The sequence below is a fragment of the Aliikangiella sp. G2MR2-5 genome, assembly GCF_015687155.1.
Taxonomy (GTDB): Bacteria; Pseudomonadota; Gammaproteobacteria; order Enterobacterales; family Kangiellaceae; genus Aliikangiella.
This window is the reverse complement of record NZ_JADPQF010000004.1, coordinates 388,397-403,807: the sequence shown is the minus strand read 5'-3', so window position 1 is coordinate 403,807 and position 15,411 is coordinate 388,397. Positions and strand designations below refer to the sequence as shown.

Here is a 15,411-nt window from a genome sequence, read left to right as displayed (position 1 = left end):
ATTAAATTATCCGAGTGTTTTCATTGTTAGATACTAACCTCTCCTCTTTTTCGTTCTATTGGAATTTATTGAACGAACAGAACCAGCTGGAAAATTTAGCAGCAGTTTCTCTTTTTGACTCACAAGACAAGAAAGATGAGTATTTACAAAATGCCATTGACTGGTTATTGAGTGCCGACGTGAATGCAATCAGTGGCGCTTATATCACTTCAGATAACAATAAAGCTCAAATATCTAGTCGCAACAATGCTGTACTTGCCTGTTGGCTGCTTAGCTGTGGTCGAGCGCTTTTCTCAGGCGAGCTAATACAATACGGAAAGCTTTTGATTGAATACCTGGACAAAAATCTGTGGCTATCAGATAAAAACCTTTTCTCTGCAGAAAGAGAACTAGTGGCAGAGTTTGATCAGGTATCTTCCACTCAGGTTATGAAGGTTTTGTCTGAGGACGAAATTCGGTTGCTTGATGGATATTTGTCGATAGGAGATATCAAGACTAAAAAATCTATACCTCTTTATTTTCGATGTTTTTTAAATGAAGCGGCAAGACATGCAGGTGTCCACATTAAACAAGCTCAAGTCATCGACGGTTCCATGCGGCAGAAGTTGGCAAGCATATTTGCAGCAGAAAGCAGCCCCATAAATCGGAGAGCCGCAGAATTGGTTGATCAGGCAATTATTTATTCCTGTATGACCCAGGCTCAACTGTGGCACGGCCGTGAAATTTCAATTCAACATTACCAGCGTCTGGGACAATATCTTTTTGAGCAGTTTACGCTGGCTTTAGACACGAAAACCAATATTTTACTGCTACACGCTTTGCTGGAGTCATTGCAACTCGAGAGCAATGAACAGAAAGAAAAGTCACTGTTGAAAATTGTCTCTCGCAACATGGAAGCACTTACAATTGAACCAATAACATCTCCTGAAGCATTGCTACTCTCAAGATGTAACTCCATCATTCAACAACTGAACAAGTCTATCGATTTGAGTCTTTCAGAAGCAAAATTGGACTCTGAAAACGCATTAAAACCAGTAGAGTTAGTCAGAGTAACAACTGATCCAGAGCAAAACGAAAAAATTAAGCTCAATTTTTTTGAGAAATATCACCTCAATAAAATGCTTATCCCGTACTAGCTTGTTTAACCGCTATTTTGTGAGCGCTTGCCACTCGCTATGCAACATCGCCATGATGATATCATCCACCCATTCACCTTTGAAAAATACCGCCTGTTTCAAGTGCGCCTCTTCACGAAAGCCGATCCTGTGACACAGTTTTCTTGAAGGCCCGTTTTCGGGATCAATTGATACATGAATTCGATGCAGCTCAAAGGTCTCGAACAAATAGGAAACTAGAGCTTTGGTTGCTTCCAGTGCAAATCCTTTTCCCTGCTGACGAGAGTCAAGCGCAATACCCAGTTCAGCCTGCTTCTTCATTTCTGGCTCAATACAAAATGCCATATCACCAATAACTTTACCTTTCTGCTCACCTTCCGGCTTCGATTCCAAAATAACCTGGAACCAATGACCGGGAGCCGCAACCTCCCGCCCAGCCATTTCATTGGCGTAGTCGGCAACCTCTTTTGCGTTTTCCGGAGTCCAGCCCTGAAATAATTTAACATCAGGCTGATTGCGATATTCAAAAACACTATCGGCATCTTCTGGCGTCATTGCACGCAGGATTAATCGTTCAGTTTCGGTTAGAATAGTTGGTGAGTTCTCTACTTTTTTGATGCTCACAGATTACACTCCATTGTTATTTTTAGGGCAGAATTGTTTCAACATAACTAATTTATTTATGGATATTGTGCAAAAACAGCAGCAATTCTGGCAATTCAGCTGCGGATTATATAAAAACCCAGCTTTAAAAGCTCTACTTCACCAGCTGCAGAATGAGAGAAATGCAAATATCAACTGGCTGCTGTTTGCAGCATGGTTGGCAATTGAAAAAAATCGTGCTCTTACTGTCAGTGAAGTTTCTCAAATCAAAATCACGACCAAATTGCTGGAAAGCTGGATCATCAATATTCGCCATATCCGCAATCAAATGAAAACCGACCGGCAAAACTGCGCGCTAAACCCCGATACTTTCGTTAGCTTACGGGAACAAATGATTGACTGCGAATTAGAATTCGAAAAAGAACATCAGAGACTAATCGTAAGTAGATATTTTGGCGCTAAAGATGCCTATAAATCTCGAACAGAATTTGCTCGAAAGTCAACGGCTAGTGAACCACAGAACTCTTGCAACACCAACACCTTTCAAAATCCCCGTTTACTTCTCAAGGCAAACCTTCAATTAGTCCTTGTAAAACTTCCTGCGGAAGTTCTCGAGCAACTTGTAAATATGATTGTGAAGTTGCTCGCACCTGAGTAGCGCCTGTTTTATTGGTTCATGTATACTAAAATCTCTTGACCCTATAGTAAGCTTCAGGGTTTATAATGGTTGCTATGCAAACACATTACTTGAAAATTGGCCAGCTAGCTGCCCGCGCAGGAATCAGTGTTGAATCACTTCGTTATTACGAAAGTGAAGGCTTGATTTCAGCAAATTGTCGAAGTGAAAATGGTTACCGCCTATATAGTGACGAAAGTATCCAGAAGTTAGGGTTCATTCTTCATGCTAAGAAAATTGGCTTTTCCCTTAAGGAAATCAAGCGATTGCTGGGTTTGCGACTCAATAGGGACCAGCACACGTGTGAAGAAGTCAAAGATTATACCGGCGCAAAAATCCGGGAAATTGAGCAGAAAATAGCCGATCTGGTGAAAATGAAATCTGCACTAGTCTCACTACATGAAGCCTGCTGTGGCGGTAATGAAACAGCTGATAATTGCAGCATTTTGCAAACTCTGGAAGCACCATTTACCTTTGAAAAAATCGAGTCCGGCGACTCATAAACATCCATCACCTGAAATAAGTAGAGTCGAAAATGATTGAATTTGCGGTTAACTTCATCGAACTATTCGAAGAATCAGCCCCCTGGTTACTGCTTGGTCTTTTAGTTGCCGGGGCAATGAAGTGGCTTGTGCCTATGTCATTACTAAATAGACATATGGGAAAAAGCGATCTGCTCTCGATAATAAAAGCAGCTTTGATTGGAGCCCCTCTTCCGCTATGCTCCTGCGGCGTTATTCCTGCAGCCGTAGGTTTACGCCGTTCTGGTGCATCAAAACCGGCGACGGTTTCATTTTTGGTTGCTACACCTGAAACTGGAGTCGATTCAATTTCCGTATCCTATGCCCTGTTAGGCCCTTTTTTAGCGATTATCAGACCTTTTTCAGCTATTTTTAGCGCTGTCTATGCCGGACTAATCACTCGATTAGTTCAACAGGATGGAAAGAAGAAAGCCTCAAACAATCAAAATACTGCAGAGAAGGTTTCATCAAGTGAAAATAACAGTTGTTGTGGTACAACTTCATCGCAAACACTGGCGAATAAAGAACAAAGCCGTTGTGATAGCAAGCCGGTGAAAGCTAACTCCAAAACCGAAAACCTATCCTGTTGTGCTGGTGAGAAAAAGCATGAAGTAAACCTTCAAATCAACTGGCTGCAACGAGTACGCGAAATGCTGCAATTTAGTACCGGAAAGCTATTAACTGACATTACCAAGTGGCTACTCATTGGCCTGGTGGTTGCGGCGGCAGTCAAAACCTGGGTTGCTCAGGAGTTTCTGACCCAGTGGGGGAGTGGCTTTGGAGCAATGCTAGTCATGGCGCTTGTGGGGATCCCCATGTATATTTGTGCAACGGCTTCAACGCCGGTGGCAGCAGGCTTCCTTGCGATGGGCGTGTCTCCTGGTGCAGTATTGGTCTTTATGCTAGCTGGACCAGCGACCAATCTATCAACTATGGGAATGATTCGACAGGAAATGGGTAGCAGAGTACTGGCCGGTTATCTGTTTGCAGTTATCAGTGCCAGTATCGGTTTGGGCTATTTCACTAATTGGTCAATTCAGTCTTTCGGCTTTGAAGTTGCGAAGGTCGCCAGCGAGCACCATCAATTAGATGACTCTTTTCTCTATACAGGCAGTGCACTTCTGCTCGCCCTGCTGATGCTAAGAAACGTGATCAACACCACGCGCTCAAGTTTACAGGTGAATGCCTGATAAACACATCATTCAAAAAATCTCCTGCAAACAGGTCTGCAACCAGTTGAAAGTCGACTGGTTGTACCATTAAATTTCAAAATTTGGTTAAAATTCTGCAATCTTGCGCTGAAATTACGTTAAATTGCAAAAAACTCTATTTTTAACACCAATTTGCAGATAAATTCTCAAAAAAGTGATAAAGCAGGGTACAATTTCATTAAAGTTTGCGAGTTTTAAGAAATTAGCGTATTTTAGCGACAATAATTACTTGATAATGATCTCAGCGACACGCACATAGTGCAAGTTACCGGATTGAGCCCGTGTTAGCCTGGTAAAAATGTTAAATGAAATCTCTTGATTGAGCGCTTTTAAATGAAAGTACTGATTCTTAATGGCCCCAACTTGAACCTGTTAGGCACGCGCGAGCCGGAAGTCTACGGCTCTACAACGCTTGCTCAGATTGGGGAAAACGTCAGCCAGTTGCTCGCTGGAGAAGGGATCGGTTGTGAATTCTATCAATCAAACGCCGAGCATGAATTAGTCGATAAGATTCAACAGTCTCGAAATTCGATCGATTTCATTATCATTAACCCGGCGGCATTTACCCATACGAGTGTAGCCATCCGGGATGCGATAGCAGCCGTTGCTATCCCTTTTATTGAAATTCATTTATCCAACCCGCATACACGAGAGCCTTTTCGCCACCATAGTTATTTTTCAGATTTGGCCAAAGGTGTAATTGCGGGTTTTGGTGAAGATAGCTACACAATGGCTGCCAATATGGCAATAAAAGCGCTAAAAACAGCCTGAAAGTAAGATTTGAAATAACAAGAATTATCTAACATTTATAACGATTTTAAGGTGTCTATATTATGGATATTCGCAAGGTAAAAAAACTGATTGAACTACTAGAAGAGTCTGGCGTAGCAGAGATCGAAATTAAAGAAGGTGAAGAGTCGGTTCGAATCAGCCGCGCAACTGCACCAATGGCCGCCGCCGCACCGGTTCATTATACAGCGGCACCCACAGCTGCTCCAACAGCTGCTCCAGGTGCAATCGATGCACAAGCAGCCGATAGCTCGGCGGAAGTAGTTAGCGGCCATCAAGTTAAGTCTCCCATGGTTGGAACTTTCTATCGCTCGCCTTCTCCTGGTGCCAAATCTTTTGTTGAGGTTGGAGATCAAGTTAAAGCCGGGGATACCTTATGTATCGTTGAAGCGATGAAAATGATGAATCAAATCGAAGCGGATACCAGTGGTACCGTAAAAGCTATTTTGATTGAAGATGGCGAGCCAGTCGAATTTGACGAGCCACTATTTGTAATCGAGTAACCAGTGCCCAAGCACTTTTTATCTCGTTTCAATCATTAACTCGTTTATCTGGAAATTAAAATGCTCGATAAAGTTGTCATTGCCAACCGGGGCGAAATTGCACTGAGAATACTCAGAGCTTGCCGTGAGCTTGGCATCAAAACCGTCGCAGTTCATTCGACTGCTGATGAAAATTTAATGCACGTAAAATTAGCCGATGAATCGGTTTGTATAGGCCCAGCCTCTCCCCTCGAGAGCTACCTGAATATTCCTGCGATTATTTCTGCTGCAGAAGTAACTGACGCAGTAGCAATCCACCCAGGCTACGGGTTCCTTGCCGAGAATGCAGATTTCGCTGAGCAGGTTGAAAAGAGCGGCTTCCGATTTATCGGACCAACAGCCGACTCTATTCGCTTGATGGGAGACAAAGTCTCAGCGATTACCGCCATGAAGCGCGCGGGAGTACCTTGCGTTCCTGGTTCAGATGGCCCTTTGGGCGAAGATGACAAGGAAAATCTAGCCATTGCCAAACGCATTGCTTACCCGGTAATAATCAAGGCTTCCGGCGGAGGCGGCGGACGTGGAATGCGTGTTGTACGTAAAGAGGAAGACTTGATTGAATCAATCAAACTTACCAAGGCTGAAGCTAAAGCTGCATTCAACAATGACATGGTTTATATGGAAAAATTCCTGGAAACACCGCGTCACGTTGAAATTCAGGTTTTAGCAGACAATCACGGTAACGCCATATATCTTGGCGAGCGAGATTGCTCAATGCAAAGACGTCATCAGAAAGTTGTAGAAGAGGCTCCTGCTCCTGGCATTACTGAAGAAAAGCGCCGTTTTATTGGTGAGCGCTGTGTCCAGGCTTGTCAGGAGATAGGTTATCGCGGCGCAGGAACCTTTGAGTTTTTGTATGAAAAAGGTGAGTTTTATTTCATCGAAATGAATACCCGTGTTCAGGTAGAACACCCGGTATCAGAGATGATCACCGGCGTTGACATCATTAAAGAACAACTTCGCGTTGCGGAAGGCCAGCCCTTATCTTTCAAACAGGAAGATATTCAGCTACGAGGACACTCTATTGAGTGCAGAATTAATGCTGAAGATCCAAAAACGTTTATACCTTCTCCAGGAACAATCGATCGCTACCATGCACCGGGCGGACCAGGTGTACGCTGGGATTCACATATATATTCTGGTTATCGCGTTCCACCTTATTATGATTCGATGATAGGTAAACTAATTACCTACGGAGAAACTCGTGAAGTTGCAATGGCTAGAATGCAAATGGCACTGGATGAAGTCGTTATCGATGGAATTAAAACCAATATTGAGCTTCAAAGAAGAATAATGGCAGATGAAAATTTTCAGAAAGGTGGAACCAATATCCACTACCTGGAAAAGAAGCTCGAAATCGAAGACAAGTAATCTCTCTCTGATGCGGGCTAAAAAAAGCCCGCAGTATTTTGCGGGCGAATCAGGGGTTGAAAAATCAAGTCATTGGTCGCACTAATCAATCAATAACTGTTAAAAATTTTATAATAACCTTGCGTTCATTTCTGAGACTAATTTAACAATCTTTTTGGTATTTTTGTCACCTTGGGTAAGCTATTTCGCTTATAATCTCAGAAAAGTAATGTCAATTAGCAATCTCCGCTCACCACTTTTCTAAATTAATAACTGCTTGAATAAACTTTTTTTCTCCGATTAATTATTTTTTCGATTTTTCGGATTAATAAAATTCAGTAATGAAAATTTGATCTGCTTTGATGCAATCACCTGTTTTCCCTGTCCATCAACAATAATCGCACTTGCTGTGTGTTCACCGTATGCCTGACCTTCCATTTTTACCGACAACCCATTCACTTCTTCAATGACAGGCCTGCCATCAAGAAAAAATCTCACCTGGTGACCTTGCCTTAGTTCAGGATCAGGTGTAGCGCTCAGTTCAATAAAGCCACCGTTGTTTCTAATCACACCATTATCTTCTGGGGAAGATATTTTAAATGACTTATAGAGAAACTCTGTTTTATCTTTATTCTGAGGAAGGTTTAACTTCAACGGCTTTGGCTTTTCCATTTTGATGGTAGTGAGTTCTTTTAGTTTAACTTCTACGGCCCCTTTTCTGGGTTCATCGCTATAATGAACATTGCCTTGATTATCAACCCATCTATAGAGTTTCTTTTTTTCCTCCTCTGCGCTTGAGGGAAGCAACACGAGCAAGCCAAGAACCAAAGCAACAAGCTTTTGCGTACCAATTGATATTTTCATTTTAATCACTCCCTAAAAGGCCTACTTTTAAATTAACAAACTTTTAGATGAATATCGAATTTTAGCAACGCTAAAATTGAGTCATTTCTCAAGTTGGTCTATTGCAATTCATTTTTTTTGCTCGGTAATTTTAAAAGACAAAAAAAATCCCGGTAAAAACCGGGATTTTTTATCGACTAACCTAAAATTACAGGCTGTAGTACATATCAAACTCAGCAGGGTGAGTCGTCATATTCAGATAAGTAACTTCTTCACGTTTAAGCGCAATGAAAGAGTCAATGTAATCATCACTGAACACTCCGCCTTTGGTTAAGAACTCACGATCACGATCCAAAGCATCAAGTGCTTCTTCAAGTGAGCTTGCAACCTGTGGAATTTCAGCAGCTTCTTCAGCCGGTAAGTCATACAGGTCTTTGTCCATCGCATCACCAGGGTGAATTTTATTCTGGATACCGTCCAGGCCAGCCATTAACATCGCAGTAAACGCAAGGTATGGGTTAGCTGTTGGATCCGGGAAGCGTACCTCGATACGTCGAGCTTTTTCGCTCGCAACGTGAGGAATCCGGATAGAAGCACTTCGGTTTTTAGCAGAATAAGCCAACATAACAGGCGCTTCAAACCCAGGAACAAGACGCTTGTAAGAGTTAGTTGATGGATTAGTTAGTGCATTGATCGCTTTAGCATGCTTGATAATGCCACCGATATAGTAAATCGCTTCTTCAGATAGTCCACCATACTTGTTGCCAGCGAAGATGTTAACACCATCTTTGGAAAGCGACTGGTGAACGTGCATCCCACTTCCATTATCACCAACGACTGGTTTAGGCATAAAAGTAGCTGTTTTGCCATAAGCGTGAGCAACGTTGTGAACAACATATTTCAACACTTGAGTTTCATCAGCCTTTGCGACCAAAGTATTGAACTTTGTTGCAATTTCATTCTGATTAGCGGTGGCCACTTCGTGGTGATGTGCTTCAGTTTTGATACCCATTTCTTCAAGAACCAAACACATTTGTGAGCGGATATCTTGTGAAGAGTCTACTGGTGGAACAGGGAAATAACCACCTTTAACGCGAGGACGATGCCCCATATTACCATCATCATAGCGACGCTCTGAGTTCCAGGCTGCTTCATTGGAATCAATTCTATAAGAAGCTCCTTTCATATCAATGCTGAATCGAACATCATCGAAAAGGAAAAATTCTGGTTCTGGGCCAAAAAAAGCAGTGTCAGCAATACCGGTAGATGTAAGATAAGCTTCAGCGCGTCTCGCTACAGAACGAGGATCACGATCGTAACCCTGCATTGTTGCTGGCTCAAGTATATCGCAACGCAGATTCAGCGTAGCATCTTCACAGAATGGATCTAAAACTGCAGTTGACGCATCTGGCATCAATACCATATCTGACTCGTTGATACCTTTCCAGCCAGAGATAGAAGAACCATCAAACATCTTTCCTTCTTCTAGAAAGTCTTCGTCGATGCAGTGGGCAGGAAGAGTTACGTGTTGTTCTTTACCTTTAGTATCGGTGAATCGTAGATCAACAAAAGAGATGTCATTCTCTTTCATCATAGCCATGATGTCATTAGCACTCATTATTAATTCCTCAAAATCAGAAGTTGATATAGCCAAAAATTCGGGTGTAAATCCCAAGATTGACAACCATAAAGCAATATAGGTGCCAACTTATTAACGTAAGTCAATTAGCCATTTTGCACCTTTAAAAGGCAATTATAGCCGCTACAACCAAAAACAACGAACCAATATGGTGCATTTAGTCATTTTTTACGCACTTATTGGGTGCACTGGTTTTTAATCTCAATTTCAAATAAAAAAAACTAATCCGAAAATCAAGAATATTTCGTTTGTGCTAAAAACCTATGTCTGTAGACTCGATTTTTCTTTGTACGAAATATGAAAGAAGGAATTTTCTATTCAATAGTTAGTTTCCAGCATATGCAGCAGGAGGAAAATATGGCACAAGTTATACGTCAATATTTGCCGGTCATACAAATCGTAACCGCCGTCATTATTTGGGCAGCTTCTTTTATTGCAATGAAGATTGCAGTCGCTGAACTCGGGCCTTTTCTCACTGTATTTTTAAGAATGCTGTTAGCTGTTGCCGTGTTATTGTTTTTTATTCCGACAATGCGTCGCGCAAAACAACAATACCAACAAGGTGACTGGTTGTTGCTCGTAGGACTGGTTCTATGCGAACCCTGCCTGTACTTTGTTTTCGAAGGACTGGCATTGACTTATACCAGCGCATCCGAGGCAGGCATGATTACCGCGCTTCACCCTTTTATGGTTACCATTGCCGCCTGGTACTTTTTAAAGGAGCAAATAAACCAGCGAATGTTGTCTGGAGGTCTGGTAGCCGTAGTTGGTGCAGTGTTACTGTCGATTAGTGGTTCAGGTTCTTCAACTGATGGGAACAATCATTTACTCGGAAATTTCCTGGAATTTATCGCTATTGCCTTTGCAACTGGTTACACCCTATTAGCAAGAAAGCTAAGCGGCCGTTATTCGCCTGTTTTTTTAACTGCAATTCAGGCAGCTTTCGGCACAGTATTCTTTCTTCCGCTAACACTAAGCTTTGAGCAGGGAATACCGGTCGATGTGTCGAGCGAGGTCGTCTATTCGATCCTATTCCTGGCGTGGGGAGTGAATGTCATAGCGTTTATTCTTTACAACGCTTCATTCAAGGCAATGCCTGCCAGTCAGGTTGGTCTATGGTTGAATTTGCTTCCATTGAGCACACTGCTTTTTGGTTGGCTGGTATTGGATGAATCTCTTAACACCACGCAGTATTTTGCAGCCGGGTTAGTGCTTGCTGGACTGATCTATAGTCAGATAAAGCCAAGAAGAAAATCTGTCTTTATCGAACAGTCATTAATCAAACGAGAATATATTGATCAGCTAGTTGGAGAGCAAGAAAAGTTTACAGAAGGTCTTCAGAGCGACAATCTGGCAGAGGACAGTTTGAATAAAGCTGGACTTACAACCGACAAGCCGCTTCAGGAAACCTGTTAACCTGAGCTCCTTAAAGATCCAAAAGGCCTCGCAATACGAGGCCTATTGGGTAGAAACAACTGATAAATTAGCCTTCCTGCCTTTGCGCTTCTTCTTCTGGCGATACGATTTCCAACAACTCGATATCAAACACGAGAATCGAATTTCCGGGCATTCCTGGCCGTCCTACCGGGCCATAAGCCAAATCAGACGGGATAACAAACTGATATTTACTTCCCACTTCCATCAGCTTCACGCCTTCTAGCCAACCCTGGATTACTCCACCAGACAAAGAAAATTCAAATGCCTGTCCTCTGTCTAACGAGCTATCAAACTTTTTACCATCAGTAAAAGTACCGGTGTAATGGACCCGAACTGTATCTGTTTCAGCAGGTTTTGCAGCTCCTTCAGGAGCAGCTTGAACCAATTTATACTGGAGTCCAGACTCAGTAGCAGTAAATCCTTTGTTAAGATTTTCTTCAAGGAACTTTTTATTTTCAGCCAGCTTAGCTTCTTTTTCTTCTTCCGCTGCCTGCTTTTGTGCGAAGTGCAGCTTTTGACCGAAAATTTGCGCTTGCTGCATCATTTCTTCTTCACTCATTTGGCTTTGCTTAGCAATCTGATCGTTAAATCCTTTTTTAACCATCTCCATGTCAATATCTAGCGCTTTATAAGTATCATTGAGGCTCGAAATATTGTTAGCCATACTCGCGCCGACGCCATAAGCAAGCTTATCCTGATCAGACAAACCACTCTCGTCAGTTGTTTGAGTTTTGGTCGCCGCTACAACTTCTTTGCTTTCGCTTTTAGCCTGTGCAGCCGCAGCATCTTCTTTTGCTTCCTCTTTACAACCAGTAAGAGCTAAAGCAATAACCAGCGCAATACTTGTTTTCTTCACAGTTCTACCTCTTTTTTTAATTTTAATTGGCGCGCATATAGCGCTTTTAATTACCCTAAGTAGTCTGGCAGTCTATACTCAAAGAAAGTAAAAAAGAAGGGAAAAAGCTGAGATATAAGGCTATTTATCACTAGATTGGGGTGGTATTCACCGAAAAACCGAGAAAAAGGGACAACTATCATTGGAAATAATCAGAATACGCAAATGAACAACTTTGCTTGCCGGATCTTACTAACTCTCTCAGTCCTATTATTTGCTGCCTGTGAACAGAAGACTCCTTCCATCGCAGAATGGCAGCATGCAGCCGCCGGAGCTTTCGACGCAGCGATATCACAAGATGGTCGTTACTCGTTAGTTGCCTCGGTCAATTTTGGTGCAGCATACTGGGATCTGGAAAAAAACCAGTTACTTTATCAATGGCGACACAATGATAACCCCGAGGACGGGATTGTCGCGGTTGATATCTCTCCGGATGGCTCACGCGCAATCACTGCAGACAAACGCACCTTTGTTATCTGGAATACTAATTCCGGCAAAGCCTATGGATACTGGGAAGCTCCATCCGATATCAGGGCGGTAGCAATTTCCAACAAAGGCCGATATGTCCTTCTAGGGCTGGGCAGTGGTCTAGTCATATTTATAGACATGAATACTGGTCGCAGAATCGAGTTCACTGCACATCGCCAGGAAGCGGTGGCAAGCGTCGACTTATCCCCTAACGGTTTATGGGCCTTTACCGGAGGAAATGATTATCGCGCTATTTTATGGAATACCCAAACCGCAAAGCCTCGTCTTATACTTGAGCATAAAACCCGTGTCTCTCAATTAAAACTTGATCGCAAAGGAAAGCTCGCGTTTACCAGTGGAACCTTAGGCAATGCTTTTATCTGGAGTGTTGAAACAGGCAAACAGGTAAGTCAGCTAAAATTAAAGCCTAGAGAATATGTCGTCAGTAGTGCCGAGTTTTCGAGTGATGGCGACTTACTGATAACCGGGGCTCCAGGGAGAGACATCAGCCTGTGGCAAACCAGCAGTGGTAACCGCGTAGCCAAATATAGAGCCAGAACAAGAGTTAAAGGTCGCCCCAGTGGCGCCATCATTTATGCCGTAGGTTTTACCCAGGACGGATTGCACATCTTAAGCGAAAGCTCAGCAGGCTATGGAGAAAAGTGGCTCATTCCTTCTGTAGACGGTTAAAATTTAGCAATTTTTCTTAAAAATCGACCTTTTTTTCGAGACCGTTATATTTTTGGCCGACACTGATCAGTCCATCGATTATACTTTGACAGCAATTCTCATTTTGGTATGCTAGCCGCGAGGGTCAATGACCTGATCTGCCTTAGTCGATTTTTTTCGCGTAATACTTTTGAAAAAATCGAGAAAAAAGAGTGCGGCTTGCCGCACCTTTTTTACTATCAGGTGAATGAGCCATCCAGCAGCTACCCCCCTAACAATGGCACCCCCATAAATTGCGGAGAACTGCATTTGCCAAATACTGAAGTCTATCTAGTCAAAGAGTTGCTCGCGGGTAACCAAAAAATTTTTGAAAAGGTTTTTTCAGACCTTTATCCGCTAATGCATTCTGTTGCATGCTCTATTGCCGGTAACGCTATTGCCGATGAAATAATACAGGAAGCCTGGGTTTCAGCCATTAAAGCACTCCCAAAATTCGAAGGACGTTCGTCACTCAAAAGCTGGTTGGTCAGAATCGTCGCCAATGAAGCCAAAACGAGACGACGTAAGGAATCACGCTCAGTTTCTCTCGAGTCAATGCAAGAATCGTGGGCAACAGATCCTCGGTTTGATGAACGCTCCCATTGGGTGAACCCCAGTTCTCAATGGCATGGAGATACACCAGAAGAGTTGCTTTCAGCTCAGGAGCTGGAAGACTGTCTTAAAAAAAATATAGATAAGTTACCAGAAAATCAGCAAGTAGCTTTACAGATGAGAGATGCCGGTGGTTTGTCAATGGAGGAGATCTGTAACATTCTCGATGTATCTCCGTCTAACATTAGAGTTTTGCTACACCGTGCCAGAGACAAGGTTTTACAAGTGATCGACCACTTTCAACAAACAGGAGAGTGCTAGTGCTACCCAGCTGCAGACAAGTCGCAGTACAGCTTTCTGAAGATCGTGACGAAAAAATAACCGGCTTCAAACGTTTTGCACTAAAATTACATCTGTCGATGTGTCGCCACTGTCGTCGCTATGGAAAGCAACTAGAGCTGTCCACCAAAACAATCAATTTGCTTGCCCATAAGTCCAGACCCGATCCTCAGTTAAAAGCGGCGCTTATTGACCATTTTACGCAGCTTAGCGTACAAAGGAAGTCAGAAGACGAAAAACCGCAATAACTGCTTTAAAGATTGAACACAAAGCCAAAAATCTAACAGTAGTTATTCCTTAACAGGCTGTGGCCCACCTATTTGTAATGCTGCAGGTATATCGTAGTCACCTGCAGCAGAAACTAGCTTCTCCTCCTTGAAGTGAAGCACCAGTTTCTTGGTAGTTAAAATGTCTTCTTTTGCATTCTTGTAGCTATAAAGATAAATCCACTTATCATCTTTGAATGCATCATTAACCACAGGGGCCCCCAATACAAAAACCACCTGGTCTTTGGTCAAGCCGGGCCTCAACATATCAATATCTTCCTGGTCAAGAATATTTCCTTGCTGAATGTCAATCCGATAAACACAGGCACTGACGAGGAGCAGTAGCAATATCGAGAGTTTCTTTACCATTTCAATTCCAAACCGTTGAATAATTATTCCGCGCTGCCACAAAGTGAAACCTTGCCACTCAATAGGATCAGCCTATATCAATAGCGCTGTATTCTATATGAATTTATGCAAAATGCGGAAAAAAAAGAATATAATGTGCCCATATAGTCTACTTTTAACGAAAAAAATTCCCTATTTTGAAAACAAAAGTGTAAATTTTCAAAAATTAAGGGTAAACAAAGACTGGAGCAAATTTTGAGTAATCGACAATTAAAAGAAGCCGGATTAAAAGTTACCCTACCTCGACTAAAGATTCTCAGTATTCTGGAAAGCGCCCCTAACAAGCATCTTAGCGCTGAAGATGTATATAAGCTGTTACTGGAAGCAGGTGAAGATGTAGGATTAGCTACGGTTTACAGAGTTCTCACTCAATTTGAAGCCGCGGGGCTGGTTTCGCGCCACAACTTTGAGGACGGGCATGCGGTGTTTGAACTAAGTAGCGATGAGCACCACGATCATATGGTTTGCGTCGATAGTGGTGAAGTCATAGAGTTTGTTGATAAGCAAATTGAAAAGCTACAACACGAAATTGCTGAAAAGCATGGATTCGAGCTTATCGACCATAATCTCGTTCTTTATGTAAAGAAGAAGTCCTAGTCTATAAAACTTTACGAGCGGCGCACGCTTTTTAAAGCGCCGCCACTACTGACAAGATAAATTTGCTAGAACATAGCCTGGCTGCTTTCCAGCACAGTGATTTCTTCGTCCCCTTCCAGTAAAGGACGCATTTCATCTAGTACCGACAAACGTTCCTTTGACTCTAGCCAGGTTTTCCAAGATTCAAAATTCTCCCAACTGGAAATAATAACGGCGTGATTGGGATTCTCCTTTTCCTGTAGAAGCTCGCCAGCAATAAATCCTTCAACTCTGTTTGCTTGCTTGCGTGCTTTTCGAATTAACTCCAAATAGTCTTGATAACACCCTTCTCGAATATGTCTTTCGATAATGACTCGTATCATTAATTTTTCCTATTGTTCTACTTCAAACGAGACTTTTCCAACTGACTTTCTATTGAATATAGCTTAGTTCAGTTTGGAATTTATTGCAGA

18 protein-coding genes are annotated in these 15,411 nt (G+C 42.5%); 12 read left to right on the top strand and 6 right to left on the bottom strand.

Going from position 1 to position 15,411, the window contains the following annotated elements; translation table 11 throughout:
- Window positions 1–68 precede the first annotated feature (68 nt).
- Window positions 69–1,136, top strand: coding sequence for a hypothetical protein (locus tag IYN84_RS14830; protein ID WP_196140019.1), 1,068 nt, complete (start codon window positions 69–71; stop codon window positions 1,134–1,136).
- Window positions 1,137–1,148: 12 nt separating this feature from the next.
- Here the strand turns inward: IYN84_RS14830 and IYN84_RS14825 are convergent, their stop codons facing one another.
- Window positions 1,149–1,739 carry a GNAT family N-acetyltransferase gene (locus IYN84_RS14825; protein ID WP_196140018.1) on the bottom strand — a complete coding sequence of 197 codons (591 nt, stop codon included), beginning with the start codon at window positions 1,737–1,739 and terminating at the stop codon, window positions 1,149–1,151.
- Window positions 1,740–1,797: 58 nt separating this feature from the next.
- On the opposite strand from IYN84_RS14825, the gene IYN84_RS14820 reads away from it, so the two are divergent.
- The 6 genes from IYN84_RS14820 to accC all read left to right on the top strand — a co-directional run bounded on the left by IYN84_RS14820 (window position 1,798) and on the right by accC (window position 6,828).
- Entirely contained in the window at window positions 1,798–2,376 is a 579-nt protein-coding gene (locus IYN84_RS14820; protein ID WP_196140017.1) for a TIGR02444 family protein, read from the top strand.
- 65 nt (window positions 2,377–2,441) lie between these two features.
- Complete coding sequence (gene zntR / locus IYN84_RS14815; RefSeq protein ID WP_246722939.1) at window positions 2,442–2,897, top strand: Zn(2+)-responsive transcriptional regulator; 456 nt, start codon at window positions 2,442–2,444, stop codon at window positions 2,895–2,897.
- Between the two features lie 32 nt (window positions 2,898–2,929).
- The gene (locus IYN84_RS14810; RefSeq protein WP_196140016.1) at window positions 2,930–4,105 is read left to right on the top strand and encodes an SO_0444 family Cu/Zn efflux transporter; all 1,176 of its coding nucleotides are present in this window, start codon (window positions 2,930–2,932) and stop codon (window positions 4,103–4,105) included.
- A gap of 354 nt (window positions 4,106–4,459) precedes the next feature.
- Window positions 4,460–4,897: a type II 3-dehydroquinate dehydratase gene (aroQ, locus tag IYN84_RS14805; protein ID WP_196140015.1), complete on the top strand. Its 438-nt coding sequence runs from the start codon at window positions 4,460–4,462 to the stop codon at window positions 4,895–4,897.
- 62 nt (window positions 4,898–4,959) lie between these two features.
- Window positions 4,960–5,418, top strand: coding sequence for an acetyl-CoA carboxylase biotin carboxyl carrier protein (accB, locus tag IYN84_RS14800; RefSeq protein ID WP_196140014.1), 459 nt, complete (start codon window positions 4,960–4,962; stop codon window positions 5,416–5,418).
- Window positions 5,419–5,478: 60 nt separating this feature from the next.
- On the top strand, window positions 5,479–6,828 hold the full coding sequence (gene accC / locus IYN84_RS14795; RefSeq protein ID WP_196140013.1) for an acetyl-CoA carboxylase biotin carboxylase subunit: 1,350 nt from the start codon (window positions 5,479–5,481) through the stop codon (window positions 6,826–6,828).
- 279 nt (window positions 6,829–7,107) lie between these two features.
- Here accC and IYN84_RS14790 read toward each other — a convergent pair whose 3' ends face one another.
- Both IYN84_RS14790 and glnA read right to left on the bottom strand, forming a co-directional pair.
- Window positions 7,108–7,671 carry a DUF4124 domain-containing protein gene (locus IYN84_RS14790; RefSeq protein WP_196140012.1) on the bottom strand — a complete coding sequence of 188 codons (564 nt, stop codon included), beginning with the start codon at window positions 7,669–7,671 and terminating at the stop codon, window positions 7,108–7,110.
- Window positions 7,672–7,858: 187 nt separating this feature from the next.
- Window positions 7,859–9,268 (bottom strand): glutamate--ammonia ligase, encoded by a 1,410-nt coding sequence (glnA, locus tag IYN84_RS14785; RefSeq protein WP_196140011.1) that lies wholly within the window; start codon window positions 9,266–9,268, stop codon window positions 7,859–7,861.
- A 378-nt stretch (window positions 9,269–9,646) separates the two neighbouring features.
- Here glnA and IYN84_RS14780 point away from each other — a divergent pair, with 378 nt between their 5' ends.
- Entirely contained in the window at window positions 9,647–10,705 is a 1,059-nt protein-coding gene (locus IYN84_RS14780) for a DMT family transporter (protein ID WP_196140010.1), read from the top strand.
- Between the two features lie 67 nt (window positions 10,706–10,772).
- Here IYN84_RS14780 and IYN84_RS14775 read toward each other — a convergent pair whose 3' ends face one another.
- Window positions 10,773–11,582, bottom strand: a complete 810-nt coding sequence (locus tag IYN84_RS14775) for an FKBP-type peptidyl-prolyl cis-trans isomerase (protein WP_196140009.1) — start codon at window positions 11,580–11,582, stop codon at window positions 10,773–10,775.
- A gap of 204 nt (window positions 11,583–11,786) precedes the next feature.
- On the opposite strand from IYN84_RS14775, the gene IYN84_RS14770 reads away from it, so the two are divergent.
- The 3 genes from IYN84_RS14770 (at window position 11,787) to IYN84_RS14760 (ending at window position 13,936) form a co-directional block, all read left to right on the top strand.
- Window positions 11,787–12,779: a WD40 repeat domain-containing protein gene (locus IYN84_RS14770; protein ID WP_196140008.1), complete on the top strand. Its 993-nt coding sequence runs from the start codon at window positions 11,787–11,789 to the stop codon at window positions 12,777–12,779.
- Between the two features lie 198 nt (window positions 12,780–12,977).
- Entirely contained in the window at window positions 12,978–13,670 is a 693-nt protein-coding gene (locus IYN84_RS14765) for an RNA polymerase sigma factor (protein WP_246722937.1), read from the top strand.
- Window positions 13,670–13,936, top strand: a complete 267-nt coding sequence (locus tag IYN84_RS14760) for a hypothetical protein (RefSeq protein WP_196140006.1) — start codon at window positions 13,670–13,672, stop codon at window positions 13,934–13,936. Before IYN84_RS14765 ends, IYN84_RS14760 begins: the two co-directional genes overlap by 1 nt.
- Window positions 13,937–13,978: 42 nt before the next feature.
- Here the strand turns inward: IYN84_RS14760 and IYN84_RS14755 are convergent, their stop codons facing one another.
- Entirely contained in the window at window positions 13,979–14,323 is a 345-nt protein-coding gene (locus IYN84_RS14755; protein WP_196140005.1) for an outer membrane protein assembly factor BamE, read from the bottom strand.
- 234 nt (window positions 14,324–14,557) lie between these two features.
- On the opposite strand from IYN84_RS14755, the gene fur reads away from it, so the two are divergent.
- Window positions 14,558–14,959, top strand: coding sequence for a ferric iron uptake transcriptional regulator (gene fur / locus IYN84_RS14750; RefSeq protein WP_210330546.1), 402 nt, complete (start codon window positions 14,558–14,560; stop codon window positions 14,957–14,959).
- 65 nt (window positions 14,960–15,024) lie between these two features.
- On the opposite strand, the gene IYN84_RS14745 is transcribed toward fur, so the two are convergent.
- A complete protein-coding gene (locus IYN84_RS14745) occupies window positions 15,025–15,321 on the bottom strand; it encodes an antibiotic biosynthesis monooxygenase (RefSeq protein WP_196140004.1) in 297 nt (98 codons plus the stop codon).
- Window positions 15,322–15,411 lie beyond the last annotated feature (90 nt).

Coding starts and splice junctions, on each gene's coding strand:
- IYN84_RS14780 (WP_196140010.1), top strand. CDS start 9,647: ATGGCACAAGTTATACGTCAATATTTGCCGGTCATACAAATCGTAACC.
- zntR (WP_246722939.1), top strand. CDS start 2,442: ATGGTTGCTATGCAAACACATTACTTGAAAATTGGCCAGCTAGCTGCC.
- aroQ (WP_196140015.1), top strand. CDS start 4,460: ATGAAAGTACTGATTCTTAATGGCCCCAACTTGAACCTGTTAGGCACG.
- glnA (WP_196140011.1), bottom strand. CDS start 9,268: ATGAGTGCTAATGACATCATGGCTATGATGAAAGAGAATGACATCTCT.
- IYN84_RS14770 (WP_196140008.1), top strand. CDS start 11,787: ATGAACAACTTTGCTTGCCGGATCTTACTAACTCTCTCAGTCCTATTA.
- IYN84_RS14820 (WP_196140017.1), top strand. CDS start 1,798: ATGGATATTGTGCAAAAACAGCAGCAATTCTGGCAATTCAGCTGCGGA.
- accC (WP_196140013.1), top strand. CDS start 5,479: ATGCTCGATAAAGTTGTCATTGCCAACCGGGGCGAAATTGCACTGAGA.
- IYN84_RS14745 (WP_196140004.1), bottom strand. CDS start 15,321: ATGATACGAGTCATTATCGAAAGACATATTCGAGAAGGGTGTTATCAA.
- IYN84_RS14755 (WP_196140005.1), bottom strand. CDS start 14,323: ATGGTAAAGAAACTCTCGATATTGCTACTGCTCCTCGTCAGTGCCTGT.
- IYN84_RS14790 (WP_196140012.1), bottom strand. CDS start 7,671: ATGAAAATATCAATTGGTACGCAAAAGCTTGTTGCTTTGGTTCTTGGC.
- accB (WP_196140014.1), top strand. CDS start 4,960: ATGGATATTCGCAAGGTAAAAAAACTGATTGAACTACTAGAAGAGTCT.
- IYN84_RS14810 (WP_196140016.1), top strand. CDS start 2,930: ATGATTGAATTTGCGGTTAACTTCATCGAACTATTCGAAGAATCAGCC.